This window comes from Pseudomonas sp. Irchel s3a10 (assembly GCF_900187525.1).
Taxonomy (GTDB): Bacteria; Pseudomonadota; Gammaproteobacteria; order Pseudomonadales; family Pseudomonadaceae; genus Aquipseudomonas; species Aquipseudomonas koreensis_G.
The window spans coordinates 59635-76966 of the sequence record NZ_FYDR01000001.1 but is presented as its reverse complement, the minus strand read 5'-3'; the positions used below and the strand labels follow the sequence as shown (position 1 = coordinate 76966).

18 protein-coding genes and 2 pseudogenes are annotated in these 17332 nt (G+C 59.6%); 8 read left to right on the top strand and 12 right to left on the bottom strand.

Annotated elements, in window-relative coordinates:
- Positions 1 to 615, top strand: a pseudogene (locus CKW11_RS00390) (SDR family oxidoreductase); the annotation flags it as partial.
- A gap of 203 nt (positions 616 to 818) precedes the next feature.
- On the opposite strand, the pseudogene CKW11_RS00385 reads toward CKW11_RS00390, so the two are convergent.
- The 6 genes and pseudogenes from CKW11_RS00385 to CKW11_RS00365 all read right to left on the bottom strand — a co-directional run.
- A pseudogene (locus CKW11_RS00385) lies at positions 819 to 968 on the bottom strand (DUF892 family protein); the annotation flags it as partial.
- A 15-nt stretch (positions 969 to 983) separates the two neighbouring features.
- Positions 984 to 1814, bottom strand: coding sequence for a ZIP family metal transporter (locus tag CKW11_RS00380; RefSeq protein ID WP_095136739.1), 831 nt, complete (start codon positions 1812 to 1814; stop codon positions 984 to 986).
- A gap of 98 nt (positions 1815 to 1912) precedes the next feature.
- Positions 1913 to 2065 (bottom strand): hypothetical protein, encoded by a 153-nt coding sequence (locus CKW11_RS28605; RefSeq protein ID WP_166496978.1) that lies wholly within the window; start codon positions 2063 to 2065, stop codon positions 1913 to 1915.
- A 56-nt stretch (positions 2066 to 2121) separates the two neighbouring features.
- Entirely contained in the window at positions 2122 to 3348 is a 1227-nt protein-coding gene (locus tag CKW11_RS00375; protein ID WP_095135418.1) for a zinc-dependent alcohol dehydrogenase, read from the bottom strand.
- A gap of 135 nt (positions 3349 to 3483) precedes the next feature.
- On the bottom strand, positions 3484 to 3723 hold the full coding sequence (locus CKW11_RS00370) for a hypothetical protein (RefSeq protein ID WP_095135416.1): 240 nt from the start codon (positions 3721 to 3723) through the stop codon (positions 3484 to 3486).
- A gap of 84 nt (positions 3724 to 3807) precedes the next feature.
- On the bottom strand, positions 3808 to 4026 hold the full coding sequence (locus tag CKW11_RS00365; protein WP_371917859.1) for a hypothetical protein: 219 nt from the start codon (positions 4024 to 4026) through the stop codon (positions 3808 to 3810).
- Positions 4027 to 4256: 230 nt separating this feature from the next.
- Between CKW11_RS00365 and CKW11_RS00360 the strand changes: the two genes are divergently transcribed.
- Positions 4257 to 4796 (top strand): GAF domain-containing protein, encoded by a 540-nt coding sequence (locus tag CKW11_RS00360; protein ID WP_095135414.1) that lies wholly within the window; start codon positions 4257 to 4259, stop codon positions 4794 to 4796.
- 67 nt (positions 4797 to 4863) lie between these two features.
- On the opposite strand, the gene CKW11_RS00355 is transcribed toward CKW11_RS00360, so the two are convergent.
- The 4 genes from CKW11_RS00355 to CKW11_RS00340 form a co-directional block, all read right to left on the bottom strand.
- Positions 4864 to 6990 carry a TonB-dependent siderophore receptor gene (locus tag CKW11_RS00355; RefSeq protein WP_095135412.1) on the bottom strand — a complete coding sequence of 709 codons (2127 nt, stop codon included), beginning with the start codon at positions 6988 to 6990 and terminating at the stop codon, positions 4864 to 4866.
- A gap of 169 nt (positions 6991 to 7159) precedes the next feature.
- Entirely contained in the window at positions 7160 to 7381 is a 222-nt protein-coding gene (locus tag CKW11_RS00350; RefSeq protein ID WP_095135410.1) for a hypothetical protein, read from the bottom strand.
- A gap of 178 nt (positions 7382 to 7559) precedes the next feature.
- The gene (locus CKW11_RS00345; RefSeq protein WP_095135408.1) at positions 7560 to 8294 is read right to left on the bottom strand and encodes an SDR family oxidoreductase; all 735 of its coding nucleotides are present in this window, start codon (positions 8292 to 8294) and stop codon (positions 7560 to 7562) included.
- Between the two features lie 182 nt (positions 8295 to 8476).
- Complete coding sequence (locus CKW11_RS00340) at positions 8477 to 9421, bottom strand: helix-turn-helix domain-containing protein (protein WP_095135406.1); 945 nt, start codon at positions 9419 to 9421, stop codon at positions 8477 to 8479.
- 165 nt (positions 9422 to 9586) lie between these two features.
- Here CKW11_RS00340 and CKW11_RS00335 point away from each other — a divergent pair, with 165 nt between their 5' ends.
- The 3 genes from CKW11_RS00335 to CKW11_RS00325 all read left to right on the top strand — a co-directional run bounded on the left by CKW11_RS00335 (position 9587) and on the right by CKW11_RS00325 (position 11774).
- Positions 9587 to 10351 carry an SDR family NAD(P)-dependent oxidoreductase gene (locus tag CKW11_RS00335; RefSeq protein WP_095135404.1) on the top strand — a complete coding sequence of 255 codons (765 nt, stop codon included), beginning with the start codon at positions 9587 to 9589 and terminating at the stop codon, positions 10349 to 10351.
- Positions 10352 to 10518: 167 nt separating this feature from the next.
- A complete protein-coding gene (locus CKW11_RS00330) occupies positions 10519 to 10776 on the top strand; it encodes an Atu4866 domain-containing protein (RefSeq protein ID WP_095135402.1) in 258 nt (85 codons plus the stop codon).
- A gap of 80 nt (positions 10777 to 10856) precedes the next feature.
- On the top strand, positions 10857 to 11774 hold the full coding sequence (locus CKW11_RS00325) for an AraC family transcriptional regulator (RefSeq protein WP_095135400.1): 918 nt from the start codon (positions 10857 to 10859) through the stop codon (positions 11772 to 11774).
- 41 nt (positions 11775 to 11815) lie between these two features.
- Here CKW11_RS00325 and CKW11_RS00320 read toward each other — a convergent pair whose 3' ends face one another.
- Complete coding sequence (locus tag CKW11_RS00320) at positions 11816 to 13312, bottom strand: sensor domain-containing diguanylate cyclase (RefSeq protein WP_095135399.1); 1497 nt, start codon at positions 13310 to 13312, stop codon at positions 11816 to 11818.
- A 439-nt stretch (positions 13313 to 13751) separates the two neighbouring features.
- On the opposite strand from CKW11_RS00320, the gene CKW11_RS00310 reads away from it, so the two are divergent.
- Both CKW11_RS00310 and CKW11_RS00305 read left to right on the top strand, forming a co-directional pair.
- Positions 13752 to 14447 carry an SDR family NAD(P)-dependent oxidoreductase gene (locus CKW11_RS00310; RefSeq protein ID WP_095135395.1) on the top strand — a complete coding sequence of 232 codons (696 nt, stop codon included), beginning with the start codon at positions 13752 to 13754 and terminating at the stop codon, positions 14445 to 14447.
- Between the two features lie 90 nt (positions 14448 to 14537).
- Positions 14538 to 15557 carry an AraC family transcriptional regulator gene (locus CKW11_RS00305; RefSeq protein WP_095135393.1) on the top strand — a complete coding sequence of 340 codons (1020 nt, stop codon included), beginning with the start codon at positions 14538 to 14540 and terminating at the stop codon, positions 15555 to 15557.
- Between the two features lie 6 nt (positions 15558 to 15563).
- On the opposite strand, the gene CKW11_RS00300 is transcribed toward CKW11_RS00305, so the two are convergent.
- On the bottom strand, positions 15564 to 15977 hold the full coding sequence (locus CKW11_RS00300; protein WP_095135391.1) for a cupin domain-containing protein: 414 nt from the start codon (positions 15975 to 15977) through the stop codon (positions 15564 to 15566).
- Positions 15978 to 16278: 301 nt separating this feature from the next.
- On the opposite strand from CKW11_RS00300, the gene CKW11_RS00295 reads away from it, so the two are divergent.
- On the top strand, positions 16279 to 17313 hold the full coding sequence (locus CKW11_RS00295; RefSeq protein ID WP_095135389.1) for an alpha/beta fold hydrolase: 1035 nt from the start codon (positions 16279 to 16281) through the stop codon (positions 17311 to 17313).
- Positions 17314 to 17332 lie beyond the last annotated feature (19 nt).

Sequence of the window (17332 nt, the reverse complement as noted above, 5' to 3'; positions counted from 1 at the left end):
AATGCTCAAGCTATTTTAGGTAGCGAAGTCCTGGTGTTGCGCGCTGACTCAGTCAGCGTCGCAGCCCAGAAGGAGCTGGCGCAGGCCGTTCAGTCTCATTACGGGCAACTGGACGTTGCCTTCCTCAATGCTGGCGTATCCGTCTGGAGGCCAATCGAAGACTGGAACGAGGAGATGTTTGATCGCTCCTTCGACATCAATGTCAAAGGCCCTTACTTCCTTCTGCAAGCGCTGCTGCCGACCTTCTCCAATCCTGCATCGGTGGTTCTTAACACCTCGATAAGTGCGCACTTGGGCGCCGCGAATTCATCCGTTTATGCTGCAACCAAGGCTGCCTTCCTGAACATGTCGAAAACGCTCTCTGGCGAGCTTCTACCGCGTGGGATTCGAGTCAATGCGGTCAGCCCTGGTCCGATCGACACGCCACTGTATGACAAGGCGGGTATACCCGATGCCTACCGTGAGCAGGTCAATAAGGAGATTGTCGCGACTATCCCATTTGGCCGTTTTGGCACGCCTGAAGAAGTAGCCAAGGCGGTGCTGTATCTCGCGTCGGACGAATCTCGCTGGACGGTGGGAACGGAAATTATCGTTGATGGTGGTCGCGCGCTTTAACGAGACAAGTACGCTTTTGAGTCTGAGCATTCCGCCTCCTGCCCGGCAGCGTAACGCCCACGCAAGGGATGATAATTACCCTTGTTGTGCTCCGCAGAAGACGGTCAGGGGTGGGATTCATACACCACAGGCGAAGGCTTGTCCTGAAGTGCCACGGCGTACTCGATCGCCGTGGCGCTTACAGGGCACGCTGCAACGTCTGGTCACTTCTCAAGCGTCGCCGCCTGGTTACCGCCTTGCTCGGCGATTTTCGTCAGTTTTTCATCCGCGCCCTTCTCTTCTGCAAGTGTGGCCTGCAGCAAGGTTGCGGCATCCTTGAGTTTCAGGTACTTGGCCATCGCGATCAGCGTGCCATTGTGAGACTCCCATCAACCCAAAGCGGTATCGAGGAACATCATCACGCCAAAGCCGAGCATCAAGCCGAGGGTCGCCGGGGTCTCGTGACCATTACGATGGGTCTCGGGGATGACTTCGTGCGACACCACGAAGATCATGGCCCCCGCAGCCAGACCCAGCGCAATCGGATAGCCCAGGGCGAAGCCACTCGACACACCCAGTCCGACCACTTCACCCAGCGGTTCCATCAAACCGGAGCCAATGGCGAACAGTGCCGCCCGCCAGGCCGAGATCCCGGTGACGCGCAAAGCCAGAGCAACCGCGAGTCCTTCGGGGATGTCCTGTATTGCGATGGCGGTCGTTAACGGCAGGCCCACTTTCATGTCGCCGTCCGCAAAACTGACGCCGATGGCCATGCCTTCCGGCAAGTTGTGCAGAGTGATCGCCAGAACGAAGAGCCAGACGCGATTGATGCGTTGAGCGTCGGGCCCACGCCTGCCGATCTGCTGATGCTCATGGGGTACAAAGCGATCCAGACCGACCATCAGGGCAACGCCCAAGGCCAATCCACACACGACCACAGCGGCGGCCAGCAGCGGGTTGCCACACAGCGTTTGGGCAGCCTCGATTCCGGGCATAATCAGTGAGAAAGAACTGGCGGCCAGCATCATGCCGGCCGCGAACCCCAGCATAATGTCCTGGGTGCGTGAAGCGATATCGCGCAGGATGATCGCCACCAAAGCACCTAATGCGGTCGCCCCGAAGCCTGACAGGCCACCCAATGCAGCCAGACGCAGATTTTCCTTGTCAGCGTCGACCAGTGCGCTGTACCCGCTGATCAGCAGCAGGCCGGTAACCAGCATCAGCGTTAACCAAAACAAGATGCCTGGCCAACCACCACTGGACGCGATGCTCCACACGCGAATGCAGTTCAGTTTCGCGCGCACATCCGCACCCTCGATCACTTATCTGAATCGGGCGCTTTGTCTTTCTGGATCTGCAGCGACGCCTTGCTTTTGTCGCCATCCTTGTTCGGCGCGTCATTCGAACCTTCAAAACAGCCCTGCAACAGCAACATTGAGCAAAGCCCCAGACAGGCACAGATTGTTTTCATGATCGTCTCCCGCTAAATGATTCTGTGGCGAGGGCTCTCGCCACAGGTCTGCTTGCTCAGACGGCCGGCACCAGCGGTGCTGTCCCGTCCACCTCGGCCAGCGGCACAGCACTGCCGCCCGGCGTCAGGATGACCTTGCGGCAGTCTTCCTGTTTTTTGTCGAAGATCTTGTAGCCCTCGGCCGCCTGCTCAAGCGAGAGTCGATGACTGATGATTGCGTCCGGTTGCAGGCGCCCGGTTTCGATATGCCCCAGCAGTTCCGGCAGATAACGCTGCACATGGGTCTGCCCCATCTTGAAAGTCAGGCCCTTGTCGAAAGCGTCACCGAACAGGAATCCATGGATAAAACCCGCGTACACCCCCGGCACACTGACCGAGCCGCCGCGGCGAACTGCCGCGATGCACTGACGCAGTGCCTTGCCGCTGCTGCCTTCGAGTTTGAGTGTGGCCAGCACCGTTTCGGTAGTGCTGCCTTTGGCCTCGAAGCCCACCGCATCAATCACGCCATCCACCCCACGGCTGCCGGGTGTCTGGCTGATGATGGTATCGGCCGGGTCGTCGTCCTCATCGAAATTGATCGGGATGACACCGTAGGTGCGTTGCGCATAGGCCAGTCGGTAAGCGTGGTGATCAACCATGAAGATGCGCTCGACGCCGAGCATGCGAGCGCACGCCGCACTGAGCAGTCCGACCGGTCCGGCGCCATAGATCGCCAGACTCGAACCCTGGCCAACGCCCGAATTGATCACCGCCTGCCACGCGGTCGGCAGAATGTCGGAAAGGAACAAGACCTTCTCGTCCGCCAGCGTTCCCGGCACCTTGAACGGCCCGGTATTGGCTTTCGGCACCCTCACCAATTCGGCCTGGCCGCCCGGAATTCCGCCGTACATGCGGCTGAAACCGAACAGCGCAGCCGGCGGCGGTATGCGCTTTTTATTCATCGCCGCGCCCGGTCCGGCATTGGTTGTCTCACAGGCCGCGTACAGCGCCTGCTGGCAGAAGAAACAGTCGCCGCAAGCAATCACGAACGGAATCACCACTCGATCGCCGCGCTGCACCGCGGTCACTGCCGAACCTGTTTCCTCGACAATGCCCATGAACTCATGGCCGAAGATATCGCCATGCTCGACCGTCGGTATCTTGCCCCGATACAGGTGCAGATCCGAGCCGCAGATGGCTGTGGCGGTCACTCGCAGAATGATGTCGTCCGGTGCTTCAAGGATCGGATCCGGCACGGTTTCGACGCGTACATCGTGAGCGCCGTGGTAGGTCATTGCTCGCATGGTGCAATCCTCTGACGATGAAATTGAAGAACTCTCTCTTCAAATTCGGAAGGACTCCGCCACCGCGAGTTCACTCTGTTTTATGCATTCTGGATAAGCGGGATGGCGGCGCGGACTCAAGGCCGAATCCACAAATCAGTCAGCGCCTGCATCCTTCACGTCGATTTGCGAAATACCCACCAGACTGGCCTGCTCCAGAATCTCTTCAGCAGTCGAGTCCGCCGTTGGCATGATCAGACTGTTCTCACCATCCCCAAAATGCAGTTCCAGCAGATGCATGGCAGCGTCGTGAGCGGAGAGCTTCGACTGCTGCAGCGCGAGTTGATGCGTACGGGACTCGCCGTTGAACAGGTACTCGATGGTGTAGTTGCGCATTGATGACCTCAAAAATCAGAGTGGCAGACAACTACCCTGACTTACCGGTCAATCTTTAGTTCAAGCGGATAAATGTTCTGCAGCTCAACTGCGAGAAAGCGTTTTCAGCCGCTCGACCAAAGCCGCTTCAAAAATCACGTACAGCCTTTCAGCATCGCCGGCACGCAAAACCCCACTGGTGTCGAGTCCAAGCACGAAGCCATCGGCGCGAGCCCCCGCCTTTACTGCGATGATCATCGAGTCTGCCCGGACAATCTGCGCCAGAAGCCGATCAGCTTCACGTTGCATCTTCTCGCTCAACACTACGCCTTCCACTTTCCTCACCCTGCATTCAATGCGACATCAAACTAAATGGTGTGATCAAGGCTACGCCGCCGATAACGGCGCCTCAAGCCTGAAGCCAATGATCCTTCGCTATGGCAGCCATCAGGAACCTTTCATGTGAACGAATCCGTTTTGTTTAGTATCAAAACCGCAGTTTCAAAAGCGTTTAGCAGTCGCCAACTCGAACAATCATGACCGGAGAACAATGCATGCCCCTCAGTGACACCATTGACAGAGCGTTGCTAAGCGCAGAGGAACGTTCCTCTATCGCTGAAATTGAAGCTACGACCAATATTCTGCAACTCGTTACACGCATGACCGGGACGCGCTTCGCGGCGATCGCAAAATTCACCGACACGGACTGGATCGTCTGTTCCGCCTACGATCCGATCGAACTTGGGATCAACTCCGGCGACACGCTGGAATTGGAGACCACGCTGTGCAGCGAATTTCGCAGAGACCCTCAGGTGCTTTTCGTGCCGCAGATAAGTCGCGACGGCAGGTTTTCGACGCGCCCGGTGGTAAAGCAATATTTAATTGAAAGCTACGCAGGTGCGCCGATTTTCCTTCCCGACGGACAACTTTGGGGCGCGTTGTGTGCACTGGACTCCAGGGCGGTCATTTTCGACGACCCGGATCTGGCGGACACGTTAGGCCTGTTCGCAAGACTGATCGGCTGTATCTTTTATGCGAATCTGACGGAGGCCGGCAGCGGCTACAGCAAGAACGTTTCAAGCGTTATCGGATAAACAAGAAACAGCCCTGAATATTCAGGGCTGTTTCATTTGTGGCCTGTGAGAATTTTGCTCCACCCTGCTACAAGGTGTAGGAAACACCAACCTGCACGGTTCGCGGCGCCCCTGGGTAGGCATAGACGTTGCCGAATGCGCCCTCTTCATAATCACGGTCGAACAGGTTTTTCACGTCGAGATTGAGCCGCACCTTGTCATTGATCTTGTAGAAGCTGAGCAAGTCGACGACCGTGTAGCTGCCCATCGAAAACGCAGTGTTGGCGGTTTGTCCGGCGCGCTCGTCGACGTACTTGAGGCCGGTGCCCAACCCCAATCCTTTGAGCGTGCCGTCCTGGAACTCATACATGTTCAGCAGGCTGAAGCTGTTCTTCGGGATGTTCATCAGCCGCGTGCCAGAACGCAGCACGTTGTCCTTGGTCACCTCGGCATCAACATAGGCGTAACCACCAATCACCCGCCATTCGGGGGTGAGGTTGCCGGCAACGTTGACGTCGAATCCACGACTGCGCACCTCGCCGGCCGCAACGCTGAAGGTCGAGTCAACCGGGTCGGTGGTCAACACGTTGCGTTTTTCGATCTGGTAGATCGCCGCGTCTACACTCAACTGCTGATCCAGCGCTTCCCACTTGATCCCCATTTCATAGGACTTGCCCTTCTCCGGCTCGAATCCTCCACCCTGGCGACTGGCGCCGGTGTTCGGCTTGAAGGAGCGCGCGGTGTCGGCATAGACCGCCAATGTCTCGGTCAGGTCGTAGGTCACGCCGATGCGCGGAGTCACCGCGTTGTCACTGGCCTGCCAGCTCTTGCCACCGGGCACGTAAGTTTCGTAATCATGTTCGAAGCGCTCGAAACGCGCCCCGGCCAGCACTTTCAGTCTGTCGGTCAATGCCACCTGATCCTGCACGAACGCGGCATACGTCTTGAGGTTTTCCTTGTCGTGCGTCGGCGTGCGGGTGAGTGCCGGGCGCGGCTGGCCGTACACTGGATCGAAGATGTCGATCGGGTACGCACCGACGGCGCCGCTGGAGCGCTGGATGATCGACTTGTAGTCGTAATCTTCGTACTCGATACCGGTGAGCAACGTGTGCTGTAAACCCGCGGTATCGAAATGCCCGGTCAGGTTGAGCTGGGTATCCTTGTCGGTCCACTCCAGCTTGCGGTAGTTGAAGTTGCGCCCGAGGGTGCGGCCGTCATCGGCAATGCCATTGGCCTCGATTGCGTTGCCCTTGAGCGAACCGTCGAGCCACTGAAAGCCGCCGCCCAGGGTCCAGTCGTCGTTGAGCATGTGCTCGAAACGCAGTTGCGCCATGTTGTTGTCGTTGTGCAGTTTGCCAGCGTCTTTTTCACCGAAAAAGCTGTCGCGCGAGGCGGTTCCGGTCTGCTTCGCGTAACGGGTTAGGCCTCGATCCAGAGGCGCGTTGTTGCGCATGAAATCGCCTTCGAAAATCAGCCTGGTCGCATCGGTTGCCTGCCAGGTAAGTACCGGTGCGATACCGTAGCGCTCGGTTTCGACGTGATCGCGGAAGGTGTCGCCGCCCTCGCCCACAACGTTCAAGCGATAGGCCAGACGCCCCTCTTCGTCGAGCGGGCCGGAAGCGTCCAGCGTGCCGCGTTTCATGCCCTGATCGTTGAGTTGGCTGCCCAGAGTGACGCTACTTTCAGGCAATGGCTGCTTGGACACCACGTTGAAGGTGCCGCCAGGATCACCTCGACCGTAGAGCATGGTGGCCGGGCCGCGCAGCACTTCGAGGCGTTCGATTGTGTTGGCATCCGGCATGTTCGGATAGCCGCGGTTGATCGGGAAACCGTTGCGATAGAACTCGCCGGTGGTGAAGCCACGCACGGTAAACGTGGTCAGGCCCTGGCCACCGAAATTGTTCGCCCGCCCCACGCCGCCGGCGTAGTCCAGCGCGTCCTGCAAACGGGTGGCGCCCAGATCTTCGACCGCATCCTTCGAGATCACACTGATCGATTGTGGGGTTTCGTGGATCGAGGTGTCGGTGCGCGTGGCGCTGGCCGAGCGTGTCGCCCGATATCCCTGCACCGGGCCGTCTGCCCTTTCGTAATTCGCCGTACCGATGACATCGGTTGCGTCCAGCTCCAGCGTTGAGGGTGATGCCCCCGTTTGATCAGCCCATGAGGCAGGCGACAATGCTTGCAGCACACAAATGGAAAGCAGGGTTCGACGCATGGAGAGAGCAACCTTTACGAATAGGCCAAAGCAGGGGGTGAAACCGCCAAAAAACTCCCGCGCATGCTATACAAAATTATTCGCAATTAATACAAATTCCCATTAACGGCGTTACCCCCTGGCAAGGAAGACACCGTCGCTCAGCGCCCTGCCCTGCCCTGCCGAATTTTCAGGTTCCGCCCGAGAGTCCCTCCGAAGTCTGGGCGAACCTCACCCCGGCCTTGCGCACCAACTGCCGCCATTCAGTTGCTGTAATCAGCCCTTCCTGCTCCATCGTATCGGCCATTTTCAGCAACTCGTCGTATTGATCCTCGGCGTCCATACGGATCTCCGGCTCTTCCAGTAACTTTCGCCAGGCGGCCAACGCCTGCTCTTTGCGAATGTCGCTCATGGTCATTACCCCCGGGTGACTTGTAAGTCGGTAGAGGGCTGCGGTTCTGGAGTGTTCAGCGGCGGCGACTGACGGCGCGACAGATGGTTTTCGTTGTGCCGCAATAAATGAAGCAGCCAAAAGCAGCCGTTGATCCACGACTGCTCTGGGCCGGAGAACGATTGCCCGCCAAGTCCGATCAGTGCGGGCTGGCCGTCGGGCGTACCACAATCTCACTCACATCCACATCGTCGGGCTGTTCGATGGCATAAGCGAGTGCTCGTGCAATGGCGTCGGCGTTGAGCGCCACACGCCGGAAGGCTTTCATTGCCTCGCGTGCCACCTCATCGGAAATTGTATCGGCCAGTTCCGACTCGACGACACCCGGGCACACCACCGTGACGCGGATCTTGTCGGTTTCCTGGCGCAAACCATCCGAGATGGCCCGGACGGCGAATTTGGTCGCGCAGTACACCGCGGCGGTTGGAGAGACCGCCAGACCGCCGATCGACGAGATATTGATAACCTGCCCGTACCCTTGCGCCTGCATGTCCGGCAAGACCGCAGCGATACCATGCAGCACCCCGCGCACGTTGACATCGAGCATCTGGTTCCACTCGTTGACCTTCAGCGAGGCCAGGGGAGACAGCGGCATCACGCCCGCGTTGTTGATGATCACGTCGACCTTGCCATGTTGCGCCTTGGCGAACGTCACGAACGCCTGCATCGATTGCAGATCCGTGACATCCAGTGCGCGGGCGCTGGCCGAGCCACCTGCGGCCTGGATCTCGCTGACCAGTTGGTCCAGACGCTCTGTACGGCGGGCACCGAGTACCACATGGGCACCTTTGCTGGCGATCAGCCTGGCCGCCGCTTCGCCAATACCACTGCTTGCACCGGTGATCAGCACGACTTTGTTGTGAATGTTCGACATATCCGTAGCTCCTGCTCTCAGCATTGAAGTTCAGCAGCGACCGCTGAAGTCGCGGACGTTGCTGCGGGGTACGTCGAAAAGATTAAGCGCACACGTCTGCTTGGCGCGTGCCGAAACCTGCGCAACTTTTGCCTATTCGTGTCGGTGTGCAGCAATCTGCAAAAAAGCAAGCGCAGCGAAGTTCAAACCCCACGGAACTCGCTGGGCGTTACGCCCACCTCACGACGAAACACTTGAGAGAAGTGACTGGGGCTTGAATAGCCGACCTCCAGCCCGATGTCGATAACACTGCGCCCAGTCTCAAGCAACAGTTGCCGCGCGCGAATCATGCGCAAGCGGATGAAGTACTGCGAAGGCGAAAAACCCGTCGCACGCTTGAACAGACGGCTGAAGTGGTACTCGCTCAGCTCGGCCAGTCCGGCCAGTTTTGCCAGACTGAATTCAGCGCCCAGATCCGCACTCATGGCGTCAGTGACTTTGCGCAGTTTGTAGGCTTGCAAGGCGTTGCTCCGACGTCCGCCGCGGGCCTCGGCGCGATAGCTGCGCACCAGATGCACGGCCAGCGCCTGTGCCAGCGAGCGGGCAAACAGCGCGCTGGGCGAGCGCTCCAGAACCAGTTCGGTGCGCAACTGCTCCATGACAAACGCGACGCGCGCGTCGCGTGCCCCGGAAATATCACGCAAACGCACAGCGCCAGCGTACTCACCCGACAGCTCACGCGACGCGTGCTCGATCAGCGGCAGCCCCAGATAAAGGTGCATGACTTCAAAGGTATCGCCCCCGTGAGTCTGCCAGCGCATCTCATAAGGCTCGTCGGAACTGGTTAGGAAAAAATCGCCGGTGCTGACCTCCGCCGCTTCCCACTCGCCACCCGGCACGCGCTCCTCCACCCTCGCCGACCCCGCCAGAACCAAGACGAGCAGCGGTTCCACCACCGCAGGCACGAGAATGGGTTCAACCACGCTGCCATGGGTAAAAAACCGGATCACGATGTCCTTGATTTCCGGACACGCTGGCAACGCCTGCGGCTCGCCCGGCAGGTAGTCCCCCATCGACTGCCCGGTGATGCGCAAGTCCTGGGAGGAAGTCGACCTCTGTTGCAACGCCGTTCGCCCGGTATTGGTCATGAACATGTCCTTTTGCTGAGATACAGCGCAAAACCCCGACAGCCTGGGCAATCTCCCGAAAGCCGACCTAGTCCCGCTGCGAGACAGTAGGCCCGTCGCCGATGACAGCGCCTTGCGGGCGCCGACCCGGCCAATCCCTACTCGATCAAAAAGCTGGAGAACATCATGACCGATATCAAGCACAGCACACCAAACGAAGTGGCCGGTAAAGTGGCTCTGATCACTGGCGCGGCCAGTGGCATCGGCAAGGCCATCGCACTACTGCTGCATGCCCGCGGCGCCAAAGTCATCGCCGAAGATATCAACCCTGAGGTAGAGGCGCTGGCTCGCCCCGGGCTGGTACCACTGGTAGCCGACATCACTCAGGACGGGGCCGCCGAACGCGCAGTCGCATTGGCCGTCGAGCAATTTGGCCGACTGGACATTCTGGTCAATAACGCCGGCATCATCATCAACAAGCTGGTCATCGACATGACTCGCGAAGACTGGGAGCGCATTCAGACGGTCAATGCCACGGCGGCATTTCTGCATAGCCGCGAAGCAGTCAAGGCGATGATGCCGAATAAATCCGGTTCGATCGTCAACATCGCGTCTTACGCCTCCTACTTCGCTTTCCCCACCATCGCCGCCTACACCGCTTCCAAAGGCGCACTCGCGCAACTGACGCGCACCCTGGCGCTTGAAGTCATTGGCCACGGCATCCGCGTCAATGCCGTCGGCGTCGGAGATGTGGTGACCAACATCCTCAACAATGTAGTCGACGATGGCCCGGCATTTCTCGCCCAACACGGCGAGGCCGCGCCGATCGGCCGTGCGGCACAACCGGAAGAAATCGCCGAAGTGGTCGCGTTCATCGCCTCGGACCGCGCCAGCTTCATGGTCGGTTCAGTGGTCATGGCCGACGGCGGCATGACCGTCACGGCCGGGTGAGCCATTAAAGGAAAGAACCGCCGGCAAGCCAACAGGATCAGGCAAATCTGCGGCAGTTTTGTTCTGACACCGCTGCGCTCGGCTACGTAATCTGAAAGCACGCAACGGATGCAGACACAGGCCACGGCAGGCCGCTCGGATTGAATGAGGACTGAGGAGAAAAGCTGATGAAAAATGCCAGACAAATCACGCCTGACCATCGTTACGCCGGCATGTGGGTTACCGCCGATGGATTCATCCGTCACGAGCTTCTGACCACTGGGCGTTATGACGAGGCGCGTGGTAAAAATAACAGTGCTTATGAAGGTCGCTACGAAATAGCCGGTGATTACATCCAGTACTGGGACGACACCGGCTTCACCGCTGACGGGCATTTTCATGACGACGTGCTGTATCACGCCGGCATGGTCCTTTATCGGCAATGAACACTTTAATGATGTCGGGTGAATATCGTCTGCCTGGACAGTTCCGGGCAGACGCTCATGCACACTTGTGAGAGCCTGAAATGCAACAGAGCGATGCTTTCATCCTGCAAAACACGGCCATCTACCGTGACGAACTGGTTCGCTTGCTGACGCAACGGTTTAGCGCACCCGGGGTCTATGAGACCGCCGTAGCGCCCTTGCATGTGATCCGTTTTGACGCACCTTCGGAGCTGATCCACACCGTGCACAAGCCGGCACTTTGCTTGATCGTGCAAGGACAAAAAGAAGTCGGCCTGGGTGACGACCATTATCTGTACGACCCGCTCAGTTACCTGGTGGTCTCAGTGACACTTCCCGTGTCCGGGCGCGTGCTGATGGCCAGCCCGGAGGCGCCCTATCTGTGTATCCGCATTGATTTCGAAGCCACGCAAATCGCGCAGGTCATCGCCGATGCGCCCCCGACGGGCGTCCCCGACGAGCCGGAGCTTGGCCTGTTCATTGAAAAGGTCGATGTACCTCTGCTGGAAACAATGCTTCGGCTGGTCCGGCTGCTGGAAACACCGAAGGACATCGGCATGCTCGCGCCCCTCGCCCTTCGCGAGCTGTATTACCGGCTCCTGCGAGGTGCGCACGGTCGTCGTCTGTATGAGCTTGCTCTCGGTGACTCGCAAACACGCCGGGTAACGCGGGCAATCGATTGGCTGAACAACCACTACACCCAACCCTTGCGCATCGAAGAACTCGCCCGGGTTGCCAGTCTGGGCAGTTCCACATTGCATCATCAATTCAAGGCCGTGACGGCCATGAGTCCGCTGCAATACCAGAAACAGCTCCGCCTGCAGGAAGCCCGCCGCTTATTGCTCGGCGAAGGGCTGGATGTGGCGAGTGCCTGCTATCGAGTGGGCTACGAAAGCCCGTCGCAATTCAGCCGGGAATACAGTCGCCAGTTCGGGTGTCCGCCATCAAAAGACACCCAGCGGATTCGCCGCCCGGCGTGAAAGTCAGCCCGACGGCAATCTATCGGATAAATGCCCACCGATCACTTCACAAAACGGTTACGCCCCAGCGCCTTGGCGTTATACAGCGCCTGATCGGCGACCTCGATCAACCCTTGCAAGGATTGCAGTTGCGACCCCGAGGCCGTAGCGATGCCGATACTCACACTCAGCCGTCCGAACGGGCTGGAGGGGTGTGCGATGTTCGCTTGCTGCAAGCGCTCGAGGATCAGCTGCGCCACCACCGCAGCACCGTCGCTGTCGGTGGCCGGCATGATCACGCTCATTTCTTCGCCGCCGTAACGCGCCACCAGATCCGACGGGCGCCGTACACAACCTTCGAGGATTGTGCCGACCTTCTGCAGGCAGGCATCGCCGGCGACATGCCCGAATGAATCGTTGAACAGCTTGAAGTAGTCGATATCGATCATCAGCAACGCCAAGGTCGTGCCGTCACGTTGCGCGCGCCGGGCTTCCATGGCGAGGCTCTCATCGAAGCAGCGCCGGTTGGCCAGACCGGTCAGGGCGTCCTTCATCGCCAGCAACTCCAACTGCCGATTGGATGAAAGTAACTGCTGCTGCGTCCCGCGCAATTGATCTTCAGCCCTGGTGCGCCTGCGGATATCGAGAATCAGAAACCAGCCGATGAGCCCGGTAAGCCCCAGCAATCCCGTAACCACCACTGCCGACAGCCAGGCTTCCATGCGCCATGCCGCAAGGGCTTCACGTTTGCCGAGGGCGACGGTGGTGATCAGCGGCAGCCGGTCACTCTTGCGGAAGGCGTAGAGCCGCTCGACCCCATCGAGGCTGGAGGTAAACGACGCGGTACCGACGGACCGATCAACCAGATACTTCGCATAGATGGGCGACTTGGAAAAGTTGCGCCCCATGTCCTGCTCGCGGAAGGGATAGCGCACCAGCAACGTGCCGTCGGTGTAGGACAAACCGATGGCCCCCTCCTGCCCGACGTCGATCTTGCCGAACAGGCGCAGGAAGTTTTCGATCCCGAGGGTCACCGCCACCACCCCGGCAAACTCGCCGTGCGCGTCATTGAAACGGCGACTGACGGTCATCACCCATTCCTGATTGGAGCGGCTCTGGATCGGCGGACCGATAAAGGTTTCGCGGCTCGGATCATCGCGATGATGGATGAAATACACACGATCACTGCTGTTGGCCCCGGCCGGGATCGGTCGGTTGGACGACATCAGCCAACGGCCCTGATTGTCGTAAATGGTGATGCCGCTGAGCTGTGGCATCAGCGGTTCCTGACGGTTGACCAGTGCGCTCAGACGCTGGATCTGCGCGGGGCCACTGCCTTCGGTTTCCAGACGTTCGACGATCCCGAGCAGCAGCAACGAACTCTGGCGGACGATCCCTTCGGAATAAGTCGCCAGCGTCTGGGTCAGGTTCAAGCCATGAACGTTGACTTCCTCCAGTGCGCGCTCTCGAGAGGCCAACACTTTCCATACCGTCAGTGACCCGAGGGAACAACCGATCACCAACAACAAAAGCACAACCAGGCGGGTATCACGCTTCACATTACTACCTTTGGGAAAGTCCGGTTTCCGTTCCTGCGGCGGGTCGACCGACTCGATGACTGCAGCCGCGTGTCCTTGTCGCGCGCAAGGATACAAGCAGCACTGACTTGCTGCAGCAACAGATTATGTGACGCAAACAACATACTTCTGATATGTACCGCGTCGTCCGGAAAAAAAGCGTGCTAACGACTTCAGGACAGCATTTGCGCTTGGCGAAACAGCGACAAGAATGCCAGACCAAACCATCGCCAGGCTTTCAGAATCCGCTTGGCGCCGCCAGCCTCAAGCCAACTTTCTGACGCCTGTTTAACGACCCTTTCCCGTTGTTTTACCAAGCATAAAATTTTGGCACTTTTGCGCAACAAGTTGACATCCAAAAGCATGCCACGGGCCACCGATGTCATTAGAGTATGCGCCCTTAAAAAGGAAAGGACTCTTGATGACTCAGTCACTCTCACGGCGCGTTGTGGCGATTACCGGCGCCCTGGGGAATCTCGGCGAGACCCTGGCGGACATGGCCGCAGCCCAGGGCGCGGATCTGGTGCTGATCGATCAGGCGACGATGGCGATGCCCAGTTCCCACAATCGACTGGTCCTGTCCGGCATCGATCTGACCTCCCTTGCCGATTGCCAGGCAGTCGCCCACCAGATCAATCGCTATTTCGGACGCCTCGACGCCCTGGTCAACGGCGCCGGCGGCTATGCGTGGGAGCCGTTGCTGGGCAGTGCGATAGAGGCCTGGGATCGGCTCTACTCGCTGAACCTTCGAACCGCATTGAACGCCAGCAAAGCCTTGCTGCCCTTGCTGCTGCAATCCTCGGCGGGACGCATCGTCAATGTCGGATCGAGCATGGCGGCGAAGGCCGGGTTGGGTATGGGCGCTTACGCCGCGTCGAAATCCAGCGTTTTGCGCCTGACCGAAAGCCTCGCCGAAGAGCTTAAGGACATGAGCATCACCGTCAATGCCGTGCTGCCGAGCGTGCTCGACACCCCGCAAAACCGTGAGGCCATGCCCGATGCCGAGCACCAGCGCTGGGTGACACCTGCGCAACTGGCGGCGGTGATCCTGTTTCTGATTTCGGAACAGGCTTCAGCGGTCACCGGCACCGGTATTCCGGTGATCGGGCGCATGTAGGGTCTATTGACGCCGCGCGCCTTGGCGACGTCGCTTTCTTCACCTTTCGGAAAAGCAAGATCACCGGATTACCGGACTTCCCCTCCCCCCATGCGACCCGCCACTTCCAGCGCTGCCTTCGTTAACCACGTCCTTGATGTCGCCCAACAATACGGCTGCGATGGCGACTGGCTGTTGCAGCAGACCGGACTCTCACGCGAGCAGTTGTCTGACTCGATCGTGCGCATCCCCATGCGCCAACTGCGTGCCTTGCTGGAACTGGCGGCGCTCAGCAGCAACCTGCCGCATTTCGGCCTGTTGGTCGGCGCCGCCGTGCACCCGGGCACCTATGGCGTGCTGGGTTATGTGCTGATGACCAGCGCGACGCTCGGCGAGTCGCTGAACATGATTCTGCGGTTCGGCAAGATCGTTTACGACAGCCCGTCCAGCCAGACCCGGATCGTCATCGGCGACGGCCGCGTGACCCTCGAAGATCAGCGCATCAGTGAGCTGGAGCCTTACTGCGCCCTGCATCAGGAAGCGCTGATGGTCGGCTGGGCAGCGTTCGGCCGCTGGTTGATCGCGAGTAATCAGCCGATGCTCGAAGTCCGGATGATGCATCCGGCGCTGGGTGAGCCGGCGCTGTACGAAGACTTTTTTGGCTGTCCGGTGCAGTTCGAGGCCGGTTGCAACGCGCTGGTGTTCGCCGAATCGACACTCTCGGCACGAATCCAGGGTGCCGACCCGCGCATGCATCGCAGCATGTTGCTGGAGGCCGACTGGCAGTTGTGTCTGACGTACCCGGCATTTTCCGTGACCGACCGCTTGCGCGCGCTGCTCACCGAACAGTTGCCGACCGGTGATTTCAGCCTGAAAAGTCTGGCCCGGCAGTTGGCGATTTCGCCGCGCACCTTGCAGCGCAAACTGGCCGCCGAAGGGGAAAACTTCAATCAGGTGCTGGAAACCATGCGCATGGAACTGGCCGACCATTACCTGCGCCGCACCGAGACCAGCATCATGAACATCGCCCTGATGCTGGGTTACTCGCAGGCCAGTTCTTTCAGCCATTCCTTCCGTCAGGCACGCGGGATTTCACCGGTGGATTACCGCAAGTTGTTGCGCGCCAGATAAGCCCGATCACGGTTTCAGTTCCAGCAGCGGCTGGCCCTTTTTCACCACATAGGTCGCCAGTTCCACGCCTTTGTCCTGGCCGACGTTCTTCGCCACATGGGCCACGCCAGCCGGGATGAACAGCGAGTCCCCGGCCTTTAGCGTGACTGCCGGCCGCCCCTCCAACTGATACTCCAGCGTGCCGCTGAGCACATGCGCCACCTCGACACCGGGATGCGCATGCCGCGGCGCGGTGACACCCGGTTCGAAATCGATCCGCGCCTGTATCACCTCGCGATCCGCGTCGCCCAGGTCCTGACGAATCAGGTCGGTACGGCTCAGGCCCTGCTGCCAGCTCATGGCCTGAGTGTCTGCCGCCTGCGCCAGGCCGGTGAATGAAACCAGTGCGGCCACAGTGGCCAGAATCAGTGTGCGTTGCATGCAATTACCCTCTCGACAGTCATGGTGTGAAGGCCTGCACTGTGACTGCCGGGTGTAGCGGCGATGTGTCGAAAAACCCGGGTTTGGTCTCGCCGTGTATCGCGCGCAACGCTGGATACACGGCCATACAAAGCACACCGACCGTGTATCACAGTGTGTACAGACGCCCCGGCGATACATGAACTTGAATCACCGCGCTTTTTCGACATGGGCCAGATACGTCCCGGCGTTCAAATGCCTGCAAGGTTTGCCGGGCTCAGCCCGCACCTGCCCCCAACAGGATTGCCAAGGAGACTTCAGCATGAAAAACGCAGCATTCAACCGTATGAACATCCTTGCCGTGGCGCTGTTCGGCGCAATGGCAGCGACTCAAATGCCAACGGCCGCCGCCGCGCAACCGGCAACCGACGAGCACAGCGTCAGCTATTCCGCGCCCTCGCCGTTCGGCCCGCTCAAGCATGTGAAGGCCGGGCTGCTGGATGTGGCCTACGCCGAAACGGGTCCGGCGCAGGGGCCGGTGGTGATTCTGCTGCACGGCTGGCCGTACGACATTCATAGCTATGACGAGGTCGCGCCGCTGCTCGCCGCCAAGGGGTATCGGGTGCTGATGCCGTATGCGCGGGGTTATGGCGACACGCATTTCCTCTCGGATCAGACGCCACGCAACGGCCAGCCTGCGGCGCTGGCCAGCGACGTGATCGACTTCATGGATGCACTGAACATCAAGCAAGCGGTGCTCGGTGGCTACGACTGGGGCGCGCGCTCGGCAGACATCGTCTCGGCGTTGTGGCCGGAGCGGGTCAAGGCACTGGTCTCGGTCAGCGGCTACCTGATCGGCAATCAGGCTGCCGGGCAGAATCCGTTGCCGCCCAAGGCCGAATTGCAATGGTGGTATCAGTTCTACTTCGCCACCGAACGTGGCCGTGACGGCTACCGGAAAAACACCCACGACTTCGCCAAGCTGATCTGGCAGCTCGCCTCGCCGAAATGGGCCTTCGATGACGCCACGTTCGACCGCAGCGCCAAAGCCCTGGAGAACCCCGATCACGTCGCGATCACGGTGTTCAACTACCGCTGGCGTCTGGGCCTGGTGCAGGGCGAACCGCAATACGCGGCGCTGGAACAGAAACTCGCCAGCGCCCCGTCGATCAGCGTGCCGACCATCACCCTCGAAGGTGACGCCAACGGCGCGCCGCACCCGGCGCCCGAGGATTACGCCAAACGTTTCACCGGCAAGTATCAGTTCCGCCTGATCAACGGCGGCATCGGCCACAACCTGCCGCAGGAGGATCCGCGAGCGTTTGCTCAGGCGGTGATCGACGCCGACCATCTCTGAGGCCAATGGCCGAAAACGC

Coding starts and splice junctions, on each gene's coding strand:
- CKW11_RS00380 (WP_095136739.1), bottom strand. CDS start 1,814: ATGCTGGTTACCGGCCTGCTGCTGATCAGCGGGTACAGCGCACTGGTC.
- CKW11_RS28605 (WP_166496978.1), bottom strand. CDS start 2,065: ATGAAAACAATCTGTGCCTGTCTGGGGCTTTGCTCAATGTTGCTGTTG.
- CKW11_RS00375 (WP_095135418.1), bottom strand. CDS start 3,348: ATGCGAGCAATGACCTACCACGGCGCTCACGATGTACGCGTCGAAACC.
- CKW11_RS00370 (WP_095135416.1), bottom strand. CDS start 3,723: ATGCGCAACTACACCATCGAGTACCTGTTCAACGGCGAGTCCCGTACG.
- CKW11_RS00360 (WP_095135414.1), top strand. CDS start 4,257: ATGCCCCTCAGTGACACCATTGACAGAGCGTTGCTAAGCGCAGAGGAA.
- CKW11_RS00355 (WP_095135412.1), bottom strand. CDS start 6,990: ATGCGTCGAACCCTGCTTTCCATTTGTGTGCTGCAAGCATTGTCGCCT.
- CKW11_RS00350 (WP_095135410.1), bottom strand. CDS start 7,381: ATGAGCGACATTCGCAAAGAGCAGGCGTTGGCCGCCTGGCGAAAGTTA.
- CKW11_RS00345 (WP_095135408.1), bottom strand. CDS start 8,294: ATGTCGAACATTCACAACAAAGTCGTGCTGATCACCGGTGCAAGCAGT.
- CKW11_RS00340 (WP_095135406.1), bottom strand. CDS start 9,421: ATGACCAATACCGGGCGAACGGCGTTGCAACAGAGGTCGACTTCCTCC.
- CKW11_RS00335 (WP_095135404.1), top strand. CDS start 9,587: ATGACCGATATCAAGCACAGCACACCAAACGAAGTGGCCGGTAAAGTG.
- CKW11_RS00330 (WP_095135402.1), top strand. CDS start 10,519: ATGAAAAATGCCAGACAAATCACGCCTGACCATCGTTACGCCGGCATG.
- CKW11_RS00325 (WP_095135400.1), top strand. CDS start 10,857: ATGCAACAGAGCGATGCTTTCATCCTGCAAAACACGGCCATCTACCGT.
- CKW11_RS00310 (WP_095135395.1), top strand. CDS start 13,752: ATGACTCAGTCACTCTCACGGCGCGTTGTGGCGATTACCGGCGCCCTG.
- CKW11_RS00305 (WP_095135393.1), top strand. CDS start 14,538: ATGCGACCCGCCACTTCCAGCGCTGCCTTCGTTAACCACGTCCTTGAT.
- CKW11_RS00300 (WP_095135391.1), bottom strand. CDS start 15,977: ATGCAACGCACACTGATTCTGGCCACTGTGGCCGCACTGGTTTCATTC.
- CKW11_RS00295 (WP_095135389.1), top strand. CDS start 16,279: ATGAAAAACGCAGCATTCAACCGTATGAACATCCTTGCCGTGGCGCTG.